General features: G+C 60.3%; 16 protein-coding genes and 1 riboswitch. Of the genes, 7 read left to right on the forward strand and 9 right to left on the reverse strand.

From position 1 onward, the window contains the following. Positions 1 to 135 precede the first annotated feature (135 nt). A complete protein-coding gene (locus ACXAH0_RS17160; RefSeq protein ID WP_475193308.1) occupies positions 136 to 540 on the reverse strand; it encodes a hypothetical protein in 405 nt (134 codons plus the stop codon). Positions 541 to 1549: 1009 nt separating this feature from the next. On the opposite strand from ACXAH0_RS17160, the gene ACXAH0_RS17165 reads away from it, so the two are divergent. The 4 genes from ACXAH0_RS17165 to ACXAH0_RS17180 all read left to right on the forward strand — a co-directional run bounded on the left by ACXAH0_RS17165 (position 1550) and on the right by ACXAH0_RS17180 (position 4312). After that, on the forward strand, positions 1550 to 2422 hold the full coding sequence (locus tag ACXAH0_RS17165; protein ID WP_475193311.1) for an NUDIX hydrolase: 873 nt from the start codon (positions 1550 to 1552) through the stop codon (positions 2420 to 2422). Between the two features lie 115 nt (positions 2423 to 2537). Then, positions 2538 to 2750: a SlyX family protein gene (locus tag ACXAH0_RS17170; RefSeq protein ID WP_475177136.1), complete on the forward strand. Its 213-nt coding sequence runs from the start codon at positions 2538 to 2540 to the stop codon at positions 2748 to 2750. Between the two features lie 31 nt (positions 2751 to 2781). Beyond that, on the forward strand, positions 2782 to 3783 hold the full coding sequence (locus ACXAH0_RS17175; protein ID WP_475193317.1) for an NADP-dependent oxidoreductase: 1002 nt from the start codon (positions 2782 to 2784) through the stop codon (positions 3781 to 3783). 77 nt (positions 3784 to 3860) lie between these two features. After that, positions 3861 to 3981, forward strand: a riboswitch (SAM-I-IV-variant riboswitch). Positions 3982 to 4021: 40 nt separating this feature from the next. Beyond that, a complete protein-coding gene (locus ACXAH0_RS17180) occupies positions 4022 to 4312 on the forward strand; it encodes a hypothetical protein (protein ID WP_475177149.1) in 291 nt (96 codons plus the stop codon). Between the two features lie 56 nt (positions 4313 to 4368). On the opposite strand, the gene ACXAH0_RS17185 is transcribed toward ACXAH0_RS17180, so the two are convergent. From ACXAH0_RS17185 to ACXAH0_RS17205, 5 genes are all read right to left on the reverse strand, one after another. After that, entirely contained in the window at positions 4369 to 4707 is a 339-nt protein-coding gene (locus ACXAH0_RS17185) for an acyl-CoA thioesterase (RefSeq protein WP_475177715.1), read from the reverse strand. A gap of 234 nt (positions 4708 to 4941) precedes the next feature. Further along, on the reverse strand, positions 4942 to 5631 hold the full coding sequence (locus ACXAH0_RS17190; protein ID WP_475177155.1) for a Crp/Fnr family transcriptional regulator: 690 nt from the start codon (positions 5629 to 5631) through the stop codon (positions 4942 to 4944). A gap of 231 nt (positions 5632 to 5862) precedes the next feature. After that, positions 5863 to 6660, reverse strand: a complete 798-nt coding sequence (locus tag ACXAH0_RS17195) for a ChbG/HpnK family deacetylase (RefSeq protein ID WP_475177160.1) — start codon at positions 6658 to 6660, stop codon at positions 5863 to 5865. 111 nt (positions 6661 to 6771) lie between these two features. After that, entirely contained in the window at positions 6772 to 8265 is a 1494-nt protein-coding gene (locus ACXAH0_RS17200; RefSeq protein WP_475193320.1) for a glycosyltransferase family 39 protein, read from the reverse strand. 45 nt (positions 8266 to 8310) lie between these two features. Beyond that, a complete protein-coding gene (locus ACXAH0_RS17205) occupies positions 8311 to 9471 on the reverse strand; it encodes a glycosyltransferase family 2 protein (protein ID WP_475177171.1) in 1161 nt (386 codons plus the stop codon). 377 nt (positions 9472 to 9848) lie between these two features. Here ACXAH0_RS17205 and hisS point away from each other — a divergent pair, with 377 nt between their 5' ends. From hisS to hisG, 3 genes are read left to right on the forward strand one after another with little or no spacing between them, the layout of a single operon-like run. Further along, positions 9849 to 11315 (forward strand): histidine--tRNA ligase, encoded by a 1467-nt coding sequence (gene hisS / locus ACXAH0_RS17210; protein ID WP_475177175.1) that lies wholly within the window; start codon positions 9849 to 9851, stop codon positions 11313 to 11315. A gap of 3 nt (positions 11316 to 11318) precedes the next feature. Further along, the gene (locus ACXAH0_RS17215) at positions 11319 to 12491 is read left to right on the forward strand and encodes an ATP phosphoribosyltransferase regulatory subunit (protein WP_475193324.1); all 1173 of its coding nucleotides are present in this window, start codon (positions 11319 to 11321) and stop codon (positions 12489 to 12491) included. Between the two features lie 3 nt (positions 12492 to 12494). Continuing rightward, positions 12495 to 13463 (forward strand): ATP phosphoribosyltransferase, encoded by a 969-nt coding sequence (gene hisG / locus ACXAH0_RS17220; RefSeq protein WP_475193329.1) that lies wholly within the window; start codon positions 12495 to 12497, stop codon positions 13461 to 13463. A gap of 137 nt (positions 13464 to 13600) precedes the next feature. Here the strand turns inward: hisG and ACXAH0_RS17225 are convergent, their stop codons facing one another. The 3 genes from ACXAH0_RS17225 to ACXAH0_RS17235 form a co-directional block, all read right to left on the reverse strand. Beyond that, positions 13601 to 14125 carry a flavodoxin domain-containing protein gene (locus ACXAH0_RS17225; protein ID WP_475177192.1) on the reverse strand — a complete coding sequence of 175 codons (525 nt, stop codon included), beginning with the start codon at positions 14123 to 14125 and terminating at the stop codon, positions 13601 to 13603. 215 nt (positions 14126 to 14340) lie between these two features. Beyond that, positions 14341 to 15021 carry a DNA-3-methyladenine glycosylase I gene (locus ACXAH0_RS17230; protein ID WP_475177197.1) on the reverse strand — a complete coding sequence of 227 codons (681 nt, stop codon included), beginning with the start codon at positions 15019 to 15021 and terminating at the stop codon, positions 14341 to 14343. A gap of 136 nt (positions 15022 to 15157) precedes the next feature. Next, the gene (locus ACXAH0_RS17235; RefSeq protein ID WP_475193331.1) at positions 15158 to 15874 is read right to left on the reverse strand and encodes a protein phosphatase CheZ; all 717 of its coding nucleotides are present in this window, start codon (positions 15872 to 15874) and stop codon (positions 15158 to 15160) included. Positions 15875 to 15968: the final 94 nt, after the last annotated feature.

Below are 15968 nucleotides of genomic sequence, written 5' to 3' on the forward strand. Positions count from 1 at the left end.
AGCGCTCCACAGACCCTGCTGGCAGCGACTTCGAAGACAACCGTGGACCTGGTGAGGAGGCAACAGGGCTTGGGACTTGACTGTGAGGCCGGAATTAGACAACCAAGCGCATTGCCCTTCCAGGACAACCGCCACTCATTGAGCCACGGACTCGATCGTGTGGATGCAGATATTACTGCCTGAATTGATCAATTGCGTCTCTGAAAGTTCGAAGCCACCCTGGACCATGCCTGTGACCACGGAGAACGTCAGGTCGCTCACGAACTGAGCTTCGCCATCTATAAACTGATATTCTTTTTCATGCTTTTTCACCGCCTCTGCCATCGTGGGGCCGAGTTGGGAATGAAGCTCTTCTATGCCACTCTGGTCAGTGATCTTGTGCTTTGCCATGAGCCGGGCGACTATCACTGCGTTCATGACAACGTTCTTGCAGGCATAAAAACGAAACTCCCAATCATTGAGGCGATCTTTAGAGACAGACTGGGCGGTTGCGCCACTCTCAAAAAAAATGAGCACTGCAAATCCAAGTGCTGCTCTCATCAACATACTCAATCCTTCACTTCCCACGCTGTCAGGAAAGGGTTTTCTCCGACCTGCAACACAACGTTGTCGCTTGTTACTTCAAGCAGCTGGGTCTTGCCACGCATCTTTCCCTGCAGATTTCCCGGTTCCGAATGAGAGCGGAGGAACCAGACCCCGTCAAATCCTTCGGCTTTCCAGCGCATTCACTCACCCAATGCCACCCTGCAAAGGCAAGATACTCGGAAATTGCAGATTGTAGAACTGACTGCTTCGGCAATACATCTCACGTCTTTTCTCTAAACGGCAGCCTTGCCCGCACAATGCCCCTTGGCAAGGGCGCAGACAACGCAGCCGTAACGAATGGCCGGTATGAGCGGCTGCGCCGCAGCGACATGCAGTCGGACGAACGACCGCTCCGGGCCGGAAGCGACTACGAGCCTGCCGGGCGCGAATGGCTGTTTCGCCAAATGCCGTAGCCTGAACCTGCATGGCAACAAATAACGGCCCCGGAACAATGCTCTCGCTCTATTGAAGGGCGCGAGAGACGATTGACTTGCGATCACGCTTAAGTTCGGGGCACGTTTCCGAACTGCCCTGTTTGCATTTGGCGCTCTTGTTGACTTTGCAGCCGCTCCTTGGATACGGGCTTTCAGCCCTCCTCAGGATAAGGCTGAGTGTGACCGGCCGGTGGCGGGCCGAATAGCCATCCTAGCGTCCATGCTGATGCTCACTGATCCGGCTGTCCAGATCCTTCCGGGTGAACCCGGTAGAATAATGAACACCTCAGACTATAAACGATGGCAGACATGGCCTTAAAGCGACGGCTGCTCTGTTGCTGGATCATGAGGCTGAGACACAACCATGGTTTCAGATCTGTGCGTGGTCAGTCCCCAACGTCCCCACCACTTTCATCCCAAGGAGCAAGCGGAGTAGACTAACCGCTTGATTAAGCAACGTCAGACACTTTAGGGCAGCCGATCCCGCTGCGACATGAAGGGTGTCACGCTTGAAAGTACAGGACGCGATCATGGACATTCTGCTGTTATGTGCCGGGGCCGCCGACAAAGCCTGGCCGGGGCCGGAGGCGGAACGGCCTTTGCGCACCAAGGGCAAACGCCAGGCCCAGAAAATCGGGGCGGCTCTCGGCCGGAGGGACCTGCGTCCCGACCGGGTACTCACAAGCCCGGACGAGAGGTCACGGGTGTCTGCGGAAAAGGCCGTGAAGGCTGCAGGTTGGACGGCGCGCCGGATCGAAACCGTCTCCGATCCCCTCGCCTTGCTCCCTACTCTGTCCAAGGACAGGCAGCGTCAGCTTGTGTGTCTGCCGCCGGAAGCCTGCGCGTCACTGGCGGACCGGCTGGGGCTTGAGATCAAAACCCGCTCCGGCACGCTCTTTCATCTGTGCGGGACGCTGGAAGCACCCCGGGTGGTGGCCGGTATCGACGCCCGGGACCTGCCCGGCAGGTTCCCCTACCCGGCCCCGGATGGCCCGGAAAGACGCGCGCGGCCCGCCTATTATTACCGGCAATCCGCCGTGCTCCCCTACCGGCGGACCGGCGAAGGCCTGCAAATCCTGATCATCCGCTCCAGCAGCGGCCGTAACTGGGTGGTGCCCAAAGGCATTGTCGAGCCCGGCCTTTCCCCCGCCGCCTCCGCGCAAAAGGAGGCCCGCGAGGAAGCAGGGGTTGAAGGGCGCGTCGCACGCAACCCGCTGGGCAGCTTTTCCTATGAGAAATGGGGCGCCCCTTGCGAGGTCACTGTCTTTGCCATGGAGATCGAAACGGTGCTGGACGCCTCCCTTTGGGCGGAAAGCCACCGGACCCGCCAATGGGTCCGTGCACAAGACGCCGGCCAGCGTCTGCACGAGCCGGCTTATCAGGACATGATCAAACGTCTTTAGAGGAAAGCCGCGCAGGCAAATCCTATTTGTTCTTGCAGCCCGGCTGACCTATATCTTGCCCAGCGATGCGCCGGATGTATCCCCTGTCAAAGACCCCCACCATGGAGAGCCCCCTGTGAGCACAGATCAGGAGACACGGCTGGAGAAGCTTGAAGTCGACCTTGCCCATGCCCAGAACACCATTGACGATCTCAACGGCGTGGTCATTGCCCAGGGCAAACAGATCGACCGGCTTACCCGGGCGCTCAGCCAGATGACCGATCAGGTGGAAGAGCTGATGGACAATGTCCTGCCCCAGCCCCCGGTGGAAAAACCGCCCCATTACTGATCCCGGCGCAGTTCAAAAACGGATGTGTCCCATGAAAAATACCCGCCTGACCCTGGTTGCCCGTCCTGACGGACGTCTTGGCCCGGAGCATTTCAAGACGGTTGACGAGCCCCTCCCTCTGCTTGAAGACGGCAAGGCGCGGGTGCGGATTGTCTATGTGTCTTTGGATCCGGCCATGCGCGGCTGGGTGTCACCTGCAACGGACAGCTACATTCCCCCGGTCGAACTGGGTGAGACCATGCGCTCCCTGGGCGTCGGCATCGTGGAAGACAGCCGCTCGGATGCTTATCAAAAAGGCGACTGGGTCAGCGGCATGACCGGCTGGACCGAATATCTGGACGTCGCCCCTGGTCAGCTGAGTGTTGTGCCGAAAATCGCGCAGATCGAAGATTATTGCGGCTTGCTTGGTCTGCCCGGGGTCACCGCCTATCACGGTCTTGTCGTGGAAGGTGAACCCAAGGAAGGCCAGACCCTTTGCGTTACCGGTGCTGCAGGATCCGTCGGCTCCCTTGTTGGCCAGATCGGCAAGGCCCTGGGACTGAGGGTCATCGGCATTGCCGGCACGCAGGAAAAATGCGACTGGCTTGTCAATGAGCTTGGCTTCGACGCGGTTCTAAACTACCGGACCGACGATCTGGACAATGGCCTGAAGGCTGTGGCCCCGGACGGGATCGACCTTCATTTTGAAAATGTCGGCGGCGCCCCCTTCAACGCGGCGCTGCAAAACATGAGGGCCCACGGGCGGATGATCATGTGCGGGTTCATCTCCGTGTATAATGGTGAAGGCATCGCCCCCGCTCCGGATATGACCGCAATCGTCCGCAAGCGCCTCACCCTCAAGGGCTTCACCATGCCGGACCACTATGCGCGCTATCCGGAGTATTTCCAGGCGCTCGGCAAACTGCTTGCTGATGGCAAACTGACCTACAGGTTGGACATTGAAGCCGGTCTGGAGAATGCTCCGGCCGTGATCAACAAACTGTTTGACGGCACCAATACCGGCAAACTGGTGGTCAAGGTGTCCGATCCATAAGATGCGCCAGATTTTTCAAGGCTTTTCACGGCTCTGTGGGCCGGGTTGCCAAGGCTGGCTGGACATGGCATAAGCCCCGCCATCATCAAGAGAAGGGCTGGCGCCCTCGCCAACCTGCCAACCGGGCAAGGTGGTTTCCGCACCAGGGATGCGGCTGGGGCTTCTGAACAGAAGATCCCGGCAACAAAGCGGTTGATTGCATGCGCCAGTCCTCCTCGGGCAACCGATGGAGGATTTTTTGTTTCAAGACCCCCTCGCAGGACGTGCAGCCGTTCTGATCGAAGACTGTCCCGACGGACCGGCCGCCTGCGCCGACCGGACCGTATGGCTGGAAGCGGCGGAGGACTGCGTGCTTTTGCATCTGAAGAGCCTGCGCCTTCTGGGCGGCTTGCCGAAGCACAAGACACCGCTGTCCGCCGACCAGCGGGATCGGCGCCTGAAGGACCTCCTGCGGCTATGGGCGGCAGGGTGCACCTGTGCGATTGATGAGGATCTCTTTGCGGACCTGCTTAACAGGCCGAGCCGCTGACACATCCGCTCTGTGTGTCTGCACCGCCGCAGGACAATGAGAGCTTGCGGCCTTGCCTATTTCGGCACCGGACGAGGCCGGCCGTCATCGTCCACCGAGACAAAGGTAAAGTGGGCTTCAGTGACTTTTTCCCGGTGGCCGTAGCGATGGCGCAGGGCCCAGGATTCCAGCCGGATTTCCATGGAGGACGTGCCAACCCGCACAATATCGGTATAGACGCAAAGGACATCGCCCACATGAACAGGGCGGATGAATTTCATCTTGTCCACGGCGATGGTCACCACCCGGCCCTCTGCCCGCTGCCCCCCCGCGATACCACCTGCAAGGTCCATTTGCGACAGCACCCAGCCACCGAAAATGTCCCCGGCCGCATTGGTGTCAGCCGGCATGGCCATGGTCCGCAATGTCAATTCGCCGCGCGGCTTTTCCTGTTCGTCGCTCACGTCAGGCCCCTCTTCCTGTCAAACTTTGAAAGAGACTAGAAGGTTTGGAGGCCCTGTTGCACCACCAAAAGCGTTAATATGAACGGGAAACGCTGTTCTTCAGCGGTTTTTTTGATCACTCGCACGAGAAAAGCGGCAGCGTGAGCTGCCGCCGGGTGCTTGAGAAAAGGCCCCTTTGGCCAGGATTTACAGCGTTGCCGCCTGCTCCAGAAACGCGCGGTCTTCCAGGCAATAATATCCCGAAATCCGGCTGATGGTGCCCGAACGTTTCCAGTCATTCAGCACCCGGCTGACATTTTCGCGCGCCGCCCCGGCCATATTGGCGATGTCAGCCTGGCTAAGCTTGTAGTGGATCAAGGTCCGGCCATCATCCAGTGTCTTGCCGAAGGTCTCCGACAATTGCAGCAAGGTTTGCGCCACCCGTCCGGGCAAGGGTAAGAACGAGCGGGCGGCCAGAACGTCATTGGCGTGGCGCAGGCGCTTGCCGACAATGGACAACATATGCCGGTAGACGGCCGGGTGCTCGTCGGAAAAGCGCTGGAAAGCTGCCTTTTCGATAAAGGCCAACTGGGCCTCCTTCAGGGCACTCACCGTCGCCGAGCGGGGACGCCCGTCCAGCAGCGCCAGTTCACCCACCAGATCGCCCGGCCCCAGAACCGCAAGCAGCTGCTCGTCACCGTCGACGGACAGGAGCGACACTTTGAGCGAACCTTCCAGAACCGCATAACAGCCATTTCCCGGATCGCCATTTTCAAACAGAATTGTGCCGGATGCGAGTTTCATTGGCCGGGCCAGACGGGACAGGCCAACAGCCAGGTCCGGCTCCAGGCCTTCCAGAGAAAAGCTGTTCTTTAAGAAGTCTTTGATTTCTGCCACATTTACCCCCTGCCAAGGAATTCACGACACAAAGTTCAGGCCACGCGCAATCCTGTGATGTCCGTCACGTGCGTTCAAGAAAAAAATCCCTATATCAATAGGCATGGAAGCGGGGCCGCCCCTCCCCCTTCCTGACCTCCACGAAAAACGGTCCTGTTCCCCGCAGGACCGTTTTTTCGTTCCAGCCAGCCAAAAACGCCAGCCAACCGGCCGTATCCAGCCCCAGGACCATCAATTTAAAAAAACGTCCTTGCGCTCCAGAGTATGAAAGAACCTTTCACTGGACAGAACTTCATACTGGCACTCGCGAATGCCGATTTTGCGGCGCGGCTCATCCCGCATAAGCCGGTCATCTGAGCGGCCCGGAATGCAGGCCACGAAACTGCGGTCGCCCATCCCGTCAAAGTGATTGAGCAAAAGCCGGTGCAATTCTTCCACATCGGCCGTTGGCGGCAGCGGCTCGGCCCTGGGCAAAAGCTTGAGATTGTGCGGCTTTGCCAGACGGGAGAGCCGCAAGGTCTTCAGACCGGGCTGCAGCGGCGAAATAATCAGCGGCGGCGTGTCATAGCCTGCCCGCTCCACGGCCCGGAACACGAGCCGGGCCAGTGCCGTTCTGGCCAGAAGGCCATCACGCACCGCCACAAAATCCGGAGCCCGCTCCATCAGCACGCTGTAGCGCGTCAGCTGCGCCATCGCTTCTTCCAGCAGGATTTCGTCAGGCAGCAACTTGAAGAAAGCCCGCCTGCCCAGTTTCTCGCGGGTGAACATGCGCGGGCCATAGGTCTCTTTCATGCGTGTGCTGACAGGAGACACCCGGTCGCCGCTGAAGGCAAGCGTGAGGCCGAACAGGACGCTGCTGCCAACCTTTTCCGCCGTTTCCTGCAAGGGCCGGAACTCCCGGGGCCAGAGCTCGGATGCCACCAGCGCGCCAACCGCGCTCAGACGGCCGCGCTCCGCGAGGTCACGCAGCGCCCGGTCCACGCCAAAGGCAAGACCGTAATCCAAGGCACCTAGAGTAATTCGTTTCATAAAATCTGACAGGCAGGCCGGGTGAAAGGGAACGCCCCCTCCCTGCGGCATTCCACAAGCTATTGCAAGTCTTGGCTCGGCCCCTGGGCTGATTTTGAAAGCAAAGCGCGCTTATCTTGCAACAATCGGCTCAAAGACAAGACCCTTCAGGCCACTCACGCGATAAACCACCAGTTTTTCCAGTCGAACGCCTTTGACTTCCCGGTTCAAAACAGCAATTTTCTCGATATTTCCAAAGCTGTTGCTCAATTGATCTGCGCGGTCGCGCCTTTTTTCGGTCACATAAAGTCCCGGTCTGTCGAAGAGACCAGCGTCAGGCGCCGGACGCATCACGTAGCGCAGCGGTTCACTTGTCTGGAAAACCGGCAGGTCTTTCTTAAACAGAAAATCAAGCTGCGCGTTCAGGCCGTAGCTGGTGGTCAGCACGAAAGATGCATCGGCCTGCTGCGCCAGTCCTTTCAACTCCAAACCGATTTCCGGCCAGCCGCGCAGCTGGAAGGTCGGGTCCTTGCGCGCCAGCGCTCCGGTCAGGGGCCAGACCGCATGAACCTGAACCAGCCCGGCCACGGCGAGCCCCAGCACAACGGCACCGACACCGATCCGGCGCCAGAGAGCCTTCCCTGCCTGCCCATGCGTGACGAACACCGCCGCCAGAATGGCCAAGGCAGGAAAGAGCGGGGCCGGCCAGTTGGCCTGAACCCGGGCATGGAGAGAATGAAAACACAGATAGGCCAGAAACGGCAGGCATGTCAGCAGCACCAGAGAAGGAGCGCTCTGCCGTTCGCGCAGTCCCCTGACGAAAAGGCCCACGCCCGCAAGAGCCAGAAGGGCGGTCAAGGGATTGAGCAAACCCAGAAAGGCCCCGAGAAATTCCAAGATGTATCTGGTCGTGAAGCCGCCGCTGCCGGCCCGGCCGAATTGCTTGTAAAAGCTTGCCCAGTCGTGGAGATGGTTCCAGTAAAGGACCGGCGCAAAGCACAAGAGCGCAATCAGCCCGCCGGCCCAGAGCTGCCAAGTGCGCCACCAGCGCCGCTCCTGTGGCACCCACACAAGCCACAGGACAATGCCGGCCCCCAGAAACAGGACGGAATATTTTGAAAGCAAACCGCCCCCGGCCATCAGGCCGGTCAACAGCAACCAGGACGCATTGCGTGATCTGACCAGTTCGGCCAGGGTCCAGAAGGTCAGCCCCCAGAACAGAACAGACGGGGCATCCGGAGTGGCGAGAATCCCGCCAATGCCCACCAGAAGGCTGGTGTTGAGAAACAGCACCGCCCAACCGGCACAGCGCGCATCATAAAGGATCACCACCGTGCGCCAGAGCGCGAGCGACCCGATCAGGCCGGAGACAATCACCATGGCCCGCACGGCAAAGACCGTATCACCGAAGACCGCCTGCCCCAGCGCGATCCACCAGCCGATCATGGGCGGGTGGTCAAAATAGCTCAGCGCCGGAAAGAGCCCCCACAGACGGTAATAGGCTTCATCTTCCACAAACCAGGCATTTGCGGCCGCAAACCCCTTCAGGGCCGTGAGCAGTCCGATGATCCAAAAAAGCCCCGCCGGCCGCAGGAAAAACGGCAGATTGTCGATGGTCCGTGGCACGCGCGTCACTCTTCCAGAAACCTTGGGGCTCTCACAGGTTCAGGCTCAGGACTTGCGCCAGGTCAGCGCCGAGCTGGCCGCATAGTTCCAAACGGCTCCCATCACGGCACCGGCTGTCCCGGCCACCCACCAGTAATCCGGGTCCATATAAACCAGATTGGCAACCCCCACATTGGCCAGAACCCCGACCGAGCAGACCGCATAGAAGGTCAGAAGACCGAAGAGAGCCTTCACCCCGTGCAAACGCCGGTCGCGGTAGGTCAGCTGGTTGTTGAGAAAGAAGTTCGAGGTCATGGCAACGAAAGACGCTGCGGTCTGCGCCAGATTGAACTCCAGGCCGCCGAGCAGGAACAGCCGCAGCGCCAGCAAATGCACAAAGAGGCCACTTGCGCCGACAAGGCCGAACATCAGGAAGCGAACGGAGACCACATCCCCGAAATATTTCGACAACAGCAACCCGAAATAATCCAGCGTCACCAGCGTATCCAGCTTGCTTTCGCCGTGCTGGCGCTCGCGGAAGGTGAAGGGCAGTTCCTTGATGGTCAGTGCACCACCGGCACTTGAGACCAGATCCAGCAGGATCTTGAACCCCTGGGGTGAGAGTTTGGGGGCCAGCTCTTCCGCCTTGGCCCGCCGGACCATGAAAAAGCCGCTCATCGGATCGCTTAACGTGACATGGAGCAGCTTCTGCGCCAGGCTGTTGGCAATGTTGGACCCCCAGGCGCGGACCGCCGACAGACCCTCGCCCACCGTGCCGCCCTCCACCTTGCGGCTCGCGACCACCAGATCCGTGCCCTCTTCCCGGATGGCAGCCAGCATGTGCGGCAGCAGCGTTTCGTCATGTTGGAGATCCGCGTCCATGACTGCCACATAGGGCGCCGACGAAGACAGAATGCCCTCCACGCACGCCCCAGACAGACCGCGCCGGCCAATGCGCCGGATCACCCGCACACGCCGGTCCTTGAGCGCAATCGCCCGGGCCACTTCGGTCGTCCCGTCCGGGGAATTGTCGTCAACGACAATCGCTTCCCAGGCGATCCCGGCCAGCGCCTTGTCCAGAAGGCCGATCAGAACCGGAATATTTGCAGCTTCATTGAAGCTCGGCAGGACCACGCTCAATTCGGCGGCATGTGGAGCGGAAGGGGCCGGGGAAGAGGGCAAGCCTTCGTCTTGCGTCCCATGTGCGATGCTCGCTGCGCTGTCCATTCTCAAAACCTTGTCCGCCCAATCCGCAGCCGCAGCCGGGCACCGGCCTTGCGCCGGTTTGTCTCCACATGACTGAATTCGGCCGGACCATAGCCTGCCTGACGTTAAATACAAGCAAAGACATCGCGCCTTTGCAGCGCCGGTTTGTCTTTCCCTGCCCGACGCCCTTTGACGGGCAAGTGTGATGCAAACAAGGCGGTGTCCGCCCTTTTTACCGGGCAAGCTGCGCGGGCCTGCTCCCTTGCCCTTGCCTGCCCGGCTTGCCAACCTTGCCCTCATCTGCCGTTTCGTCTAGGACAACCGCAATTGACTTAGCGCCGGTTGCCGCAGATCCATGGTGGCGGCCGGTGGAGAACTCGCCGGGATCTGACGACTTCATGGCCAAAAAACCGAACAAATTGAAGGCACGCCTGCCACGGGGTTTTGCCGACCGCCCCGCTGAGGACATCCGCGCCACGGATGACATGATCAGCAAGATCCGCGCGGTCTATGAGCGCTACGGCTTCGACCCTGTCGAAACCCCTGCCTTTGAATTTACCGACTGTCTCGGTAAATTCCTGCCCGATACTGACCGGCCGAATGCCGGCGTATTTTCCGTGCAGGACGAGGACGAGCAGTGGATGAGCCTGCGCTACGACCTGACCGCGCCGCTGGCCCGACATGTGTCGGAGCATATCAACGAGATCCAGCTGCCCTACCGCAGCTACCGGGCGGGCTGGGTGTTCCGTAATGAAAAGCCCGGTCCAGGCCGGTTCCGCCAATTTATGCAGTTCGATGCCGACACGGTGGGCGCATCCGGCGTTCAGGCCGATGCGGAAATGTGCATGATGATGGCCGATACTATGGAAGCCCTGGGCATCCCGCGCGGCCAATATGTCATCCGGGTCAACAACCGCAAGGTTCTCGACGGGGTTCTGGAAAGCGTCGGCCTAGGCGGTGAGGAAAACGACGAGCGCCGCCTCACCGTTCTGCGCGCGATCGACAAGCTCGACAAGTTCGGGATTGAAGGCGTCCGCCTGCTGCTCGGCGAAGGGCGCAAGGATGACAGCGGCGACTTCACCAAGGGCGCTGGTCTGGACGCCCATGCCATCGATACGATCGCGGATTTCGTTTCCGGTGTCGGCACGCTTGACAATGACGGCGTACGGGAGCTGGACACCATGGCCGCCATCTTTGCCGCCTGCGGCTATGGCGGGGACCGGATCAAGATCGACCCGTCTGTGGTCCGCGGCCTGGAATATTACACCGGCCCTGTTTATGAAGCCGAGCTGCTCTTCGATGTGACCAATGAAAAGGGTGAAGTCGTCCAGTTCGGCTCCGTTGGTGGCGGCGGCCGTTATGACGGGCTGGTCAAGCGCTTCACCGGCCGCGATGTTCCGGCCACCGGCTTTTCCATCGGCGTGTCCCGCCTGATGACGGCGCTGAAGAACCTGGGCAAACTGTCCGCCTCCGGCACGGTGGCCCCGGTTCTTGTGACCGTGATGGACGGCGATGTTGAGACCCTCGGCCGCTATCAGAAGATGGTTCAGGACCTGCGTGCGGCCGGCATCCGGGCGGAAATGTATCAGGGCAACTGGAAGAAATTCGGCAACCAGCTGAAATATGCGGACCGGCGCGGCTGCCCGGTTGCCATCATTCAGGGCTCGGACGAACGGGCCGCTGGAGAACTGCAGATCAAGGACCTGATCGAAGGCAAACGCTTGTCGGAGGAAATCACCGACAACATCACCTGGCGGGAAAGCCGCCCGGCACAGGTCACCGTTTCCGAAGCGGATCTGGTGGCCACCGTGCGGGGCCTGCTGGACGGCCAGGCCGAAGACCGCAGACGGCAAAACGAGGGCTGAGGCATGCAACCGGCGGCTGGATCAACCGGGCTGAACCCGGCAACAATCGACGCAGTGCTGCAGCTCTTTCAGGAGGCTGGCCATGACTGTGTGGCACCGCCGATCCTGCAGCCTGCAGATGTGTTTCTGGACCTGACCGGCGAGGACATCCGCCGCCGTCTCTACCTGACCCAAGGCACCGACGGCGCCGACCTCTGCCTAAGGCCGGATTTCACCATTCCCGTGTGCCGGTATCATGTGGCCCGCAAAAAGGCCCCGCTGCCAGCGGCCTATTGTTATTCTGGACCGGTCTTCCGTCAGCGGCCCGACGGGCTGGGCGAAATCCCCCAGCTGGGGGCGGAAAGCCTCGGACGGACGGATATTGCCGCCGCAGATGCCGATCTTCTGGCCCTGTCGATCAAGGCCGTCGCCACCTTTGGGGTGCGCAGCACAGATGTGCGCATTGGTGACGAGACCCTGTTTGCCGCCGTGCTGACCGGACTGGACCTCCCCAAAGTCTGGCAGCGGCGCCTGCGGGATCTCTTCGGTGAAACCGACAAATTGTCGGCCGCCATTGACCGCATGGCCGGGGCCGGCGCTGGCACGGATGGAGCCCCTTCGGAAGACGACAGCCGGGATGTCCGCCTTGGTTTCCTGTCCGCTCTGGAAGGGGCCGACCCGGCCGCCGCCCATGCGGTGGTGGAGGATCTCCTGTCCATTGCTGGCATCTCTGCCGTGGGCGGGCGTAGCCCGGCGGAAATCGCCGAGCGGTTTCTGGAACAGGCCGCCCTTGCCAGTGGCTCCTGCGCCCATGAAAAAGCGGCCCGCACCTTGCGCGCCTATCTGGCGCTCAAGGCCGATGGCACCTCCGCCGTCGCAGCCCTGACGAATTTCAGCTCGGCCCATGGTCTGGATCTGGCAGCTCCTCTCGCCGCATTCGGACAGCGCCTGGACGCGCTGAGTGCCAAGGGCATCGACCCGGCCAGCCTGAGCTTTGCCGCCGAGTTCGGCCGGCGCCTCGATTATTATTCCGGTTTCGTGTTTGAGATCCATTCCACGTCAACGGCTGTGGGCGGCCCGCTTGTGGGCGGCGGACGGTATGACAAGCTGCTGACCCTTCTGGGTGGCGGCGACAATGTGCCGGCAATCGGCTTTTCCATGTGGCTGGACCGGATCGCCGCCAGCATTGAAGGCTGACCCATGAGCAAGCTGATCATCGCCATCCCCTCCAAGGGCCGCCTTCAGGAAAACACCCACGGCTTTTTCGGCCGGGCCGGGCTGAAAGTCCTGCAACCGGGCGGCGCCCGCAATTACCGTGGCGCCATCAAGGGCCTGCCCGACGTGGAAATCGCATTCCTGTCCGCCTCCGAAATCGCCCGCGCGCTTTCGGACGGCACCGTGCATTTCGGGGTCACGGGTCTCGATCTGGTGGAAGAGAACATCTCCGACCCGGCCGCCACGGTCCATATCGTAACCCCGCTTGGCTTCGGCCCGGCCGATGTGGTCGTGGCCGTGCCCAAGGCCTGGATTGATGTGGAGACCATGGCGGATCTCGGCGATGTGGCTTCCGATTTCAGAAGCCGCAACGGCCACCGCCTGCGGGTGGCCACCAAATATGTGAACCTGACCCGGTCCTATTTTGCCAAACATGGCATTGCCGACTACCGGATCGTCGAAAGCGCCGGGGCAACGGAAGGTGCTCCGGCGGCTGGCTCCGCTGAGCTGATCGTCGACATCACCACCACGGGCTCGACCCTTCATGCCAACAATCTGAAGATCCTGCGCGACGGCGTGATCCTGGAAAGCCAGGCCCATCTGGTGGCATCCTTGAACGCCAGCTGGTCCGCGACCGCTCTTACGGCGACCCGCGCGATTCTGGACCGGATTGCCGCTGAAGAGGCGGCGCGCAAGGTCAAACTGGTCAAGGCGGTTGTCGATGACCGCACCCAGGCACTGCGGGCCGTGAGTAAGGTCGGTGCCCTGCAGCGCTTTGCCGAGAGCAGTGATCCGCACCGGGTCAACGTGCTGTGCCCCAAGGACGCGGTCGCCGATTGCGCTCAGATCCTTATAGAGGAAGGGGCAGATACGGTGACGGTGGAGACGCTGGATTATGTGTTCTCAAAGGAGAACCCGCTCTTTGCACCGCTGAAAGACAAGGTCTGCGGCTGAAACCGGTCCTGATCCGGCACCGCAGCATCACATCCGCACTAAAAGCCCCAGCCCGGCCGGGGCTTACAATGGCAAAGGCAAATTGAGAGCAAACCGGGCTCCGGGCAGGATTGCAGCCCCGGCCAGTTTTGTACGTCTCACTGCGTTGAAAAATCCGACACCTGTTTTGTCAGAGCGTCCCAGTCGGTAAAGTCACGTGTTTCCTGCAGGTCCTCGTTAAAATGGCTGGACAGGTCCCCCTCCAGCAGCACGGACGTGTCAAACCAGTCGTAATTGCCCGGCTTCACGGCGCCAGCGACCAGGACGGTCTGTGTTGGAGTCCATTGGGCCGCTTTCAAAAAGGTCTCGGCATAAGCTGCAGCGTCCTGTCTGGTATCGGGAAACGCTGCGGCCAGGCTGACAGATACAAAAAGGCCTGGCAGCGCATTCAGCCGGTCCCTGTTGGCAAAAACAAAGAGTTCCAGGTCTGACTGATGTTTGGCGGAATGCACGGACCCGGCGATGATGACCTTGTCGAAATCAGAGACGGACAGCCCGCCTGAAAGACCACTGACATTGTGCAGGAGAACCGTGTGCCCTGACGCAGACAACGCAGCGTCCATGTATCTGGCAATCTTCTCGGCTTGGCCTTCGGTGGAGGCATAGGCAATCAGATATCTCATGACAGCACCCATCAGCTTTCGGTCGACCTGAGCACGCTAACGCCTGCCGCTGGTGCTGTCCCTCCGTATCATCACGTGTTTTCGGACCAAAAAACGCGGCAAAGTGTCTGATCCGGCGGCAGTTGAAGACCCAACGATGCTTGCCCCGAAGGGGCTCCAAAACCGGTTAGGGCCGTTTCTATCAGGTGCGGCCGGTCATCTTGCCGCGAAGTATTTCAAGCCGGCACCGGCCGGACAAAAGCGTTTCGCGCCTCTTCCACCAGCTCCCGGCAAAAACAGCCTTCCAGATGGTCATTGACCATGCCCATGGACTGCATGAAGGCATAGACGGTGGTAGGTCCGACAAAGCTCCAGCCGCGTTTTTTCAGGTCCTTGGACAGGGTGGTGCTTTCCGCCGTCTTGCCGAGAGTCTTTGCGGTCTCAAAATCCAGCCGGGCCGGGCGGTTCTCCGGGGCCGGTTCAAAAGACCAGAAATAGGCGGCCAGCGAGCCGAATTCCTGGCGCAGCTCCAGAGCGCGCCTGGCATTGTTGATGGTGGATTCAATCTTCTTGCGGTGGCGCACGATACCGCTGTCCTGAAGGCAGCGCTCCACATCCTGGCCGGTGAATGTGGCCACGTCCTCAAACTCGAAATTGGCGAAAGCGGCCCGGAATGCCTCACGCTTCCTGAGGATCGTCAACCAGGACAGGCCTGACTGGAAACCCTCCAGGCAGATCTTTTCAAACAGGCGGCGGTCATCGGCCACCGGCCAGCCCCATTCCGTATCGTGGTAGCGCTGATAATCCTCCAATCCCCCATACCACCAGCAGCGGTTCTTGCCGTCGGGCCCTTTCATCAGGCCGGTGACCGGATCCCGCTCAGGCTTTGCCCCAATTCCGGATGATTGACCGGCCATATCCAGCCCCTTATTCCTGTTTTGTTCATGATATGTCTATCTGTTAACCACGCCCCCGGCAAGACAAAAGAACACCTACCTGAAAACGGCAAAAGCCCGGCACAGGGCCGGGCTTTTGCGCGAACTTGCGGGCCGGTCAGGCGAACAGGGCGTCGATGTCGTCCTGAGTCGCAACATCCGTGTCGCTTTCCAGCGCCGGGCCGTTGAGAAGAGCCGCATCGCCCTCCTTCACATCGCGATCTTCGACCTCGATGTCCTTGAAGGTCTCAATGCCACCCCAGATATCCATCATCTGGATGATCCGGTCTTCCACAAACCGGAGCGTGCCGACCACCTTGGTAATACGCTGGCCGGTCAGGTCCTGGAAGTTACAGGCTTCGAAAATCTGGATGACCTTGTCGCGGATGTCATTTGCCATTTCGGCATCTTCGCCCGTTACACGGGCGGACAGGGTATTGGCGGTTTCATCGATGAATTCGGCGGAGGACAGGATTGTTTCGGTGGCCCCTTCCGTGCCGATGACGACCGCGTCCAGTTCGTTGGTCACGCGGGCCATTTCATCGCCCTCCGCACCCGTGGTCTGGTGCAGGGTCGCGATTTCCTTTTTCGTCTGGGCAATCGCCTCATAGATGGCGTCCAGCTCAACCTTCAGCTTGGCGGCTTCCGACAATTCCTTGCGGAATTCGCTCATGAACTGTTCGCTCATGGCCTGCGCATCAAGGGGGGCAGACTGCCCGGCTGTACCGCTGTTGATCAGGGCTTTCAGACTTGAAATTTCGGCAAGAACTTCCTGGTGCCTGCGTTCTTCTTTGAAAGCAGGATCAAGCTCTGCCTCGGAATTAATGCGTATCAAGCTTTCCGCTCGAAAGGATCTTTTCACCGCGGCCATGCCTACTCCCGTCCCTTGCCCCTGCAGGCGCATTCCAAAACTGGTTGGCCTATGAATA

The sequence above is a fragment of the Roseibium sp. AWQ4_290 genome (assembly GCF_056160985.1).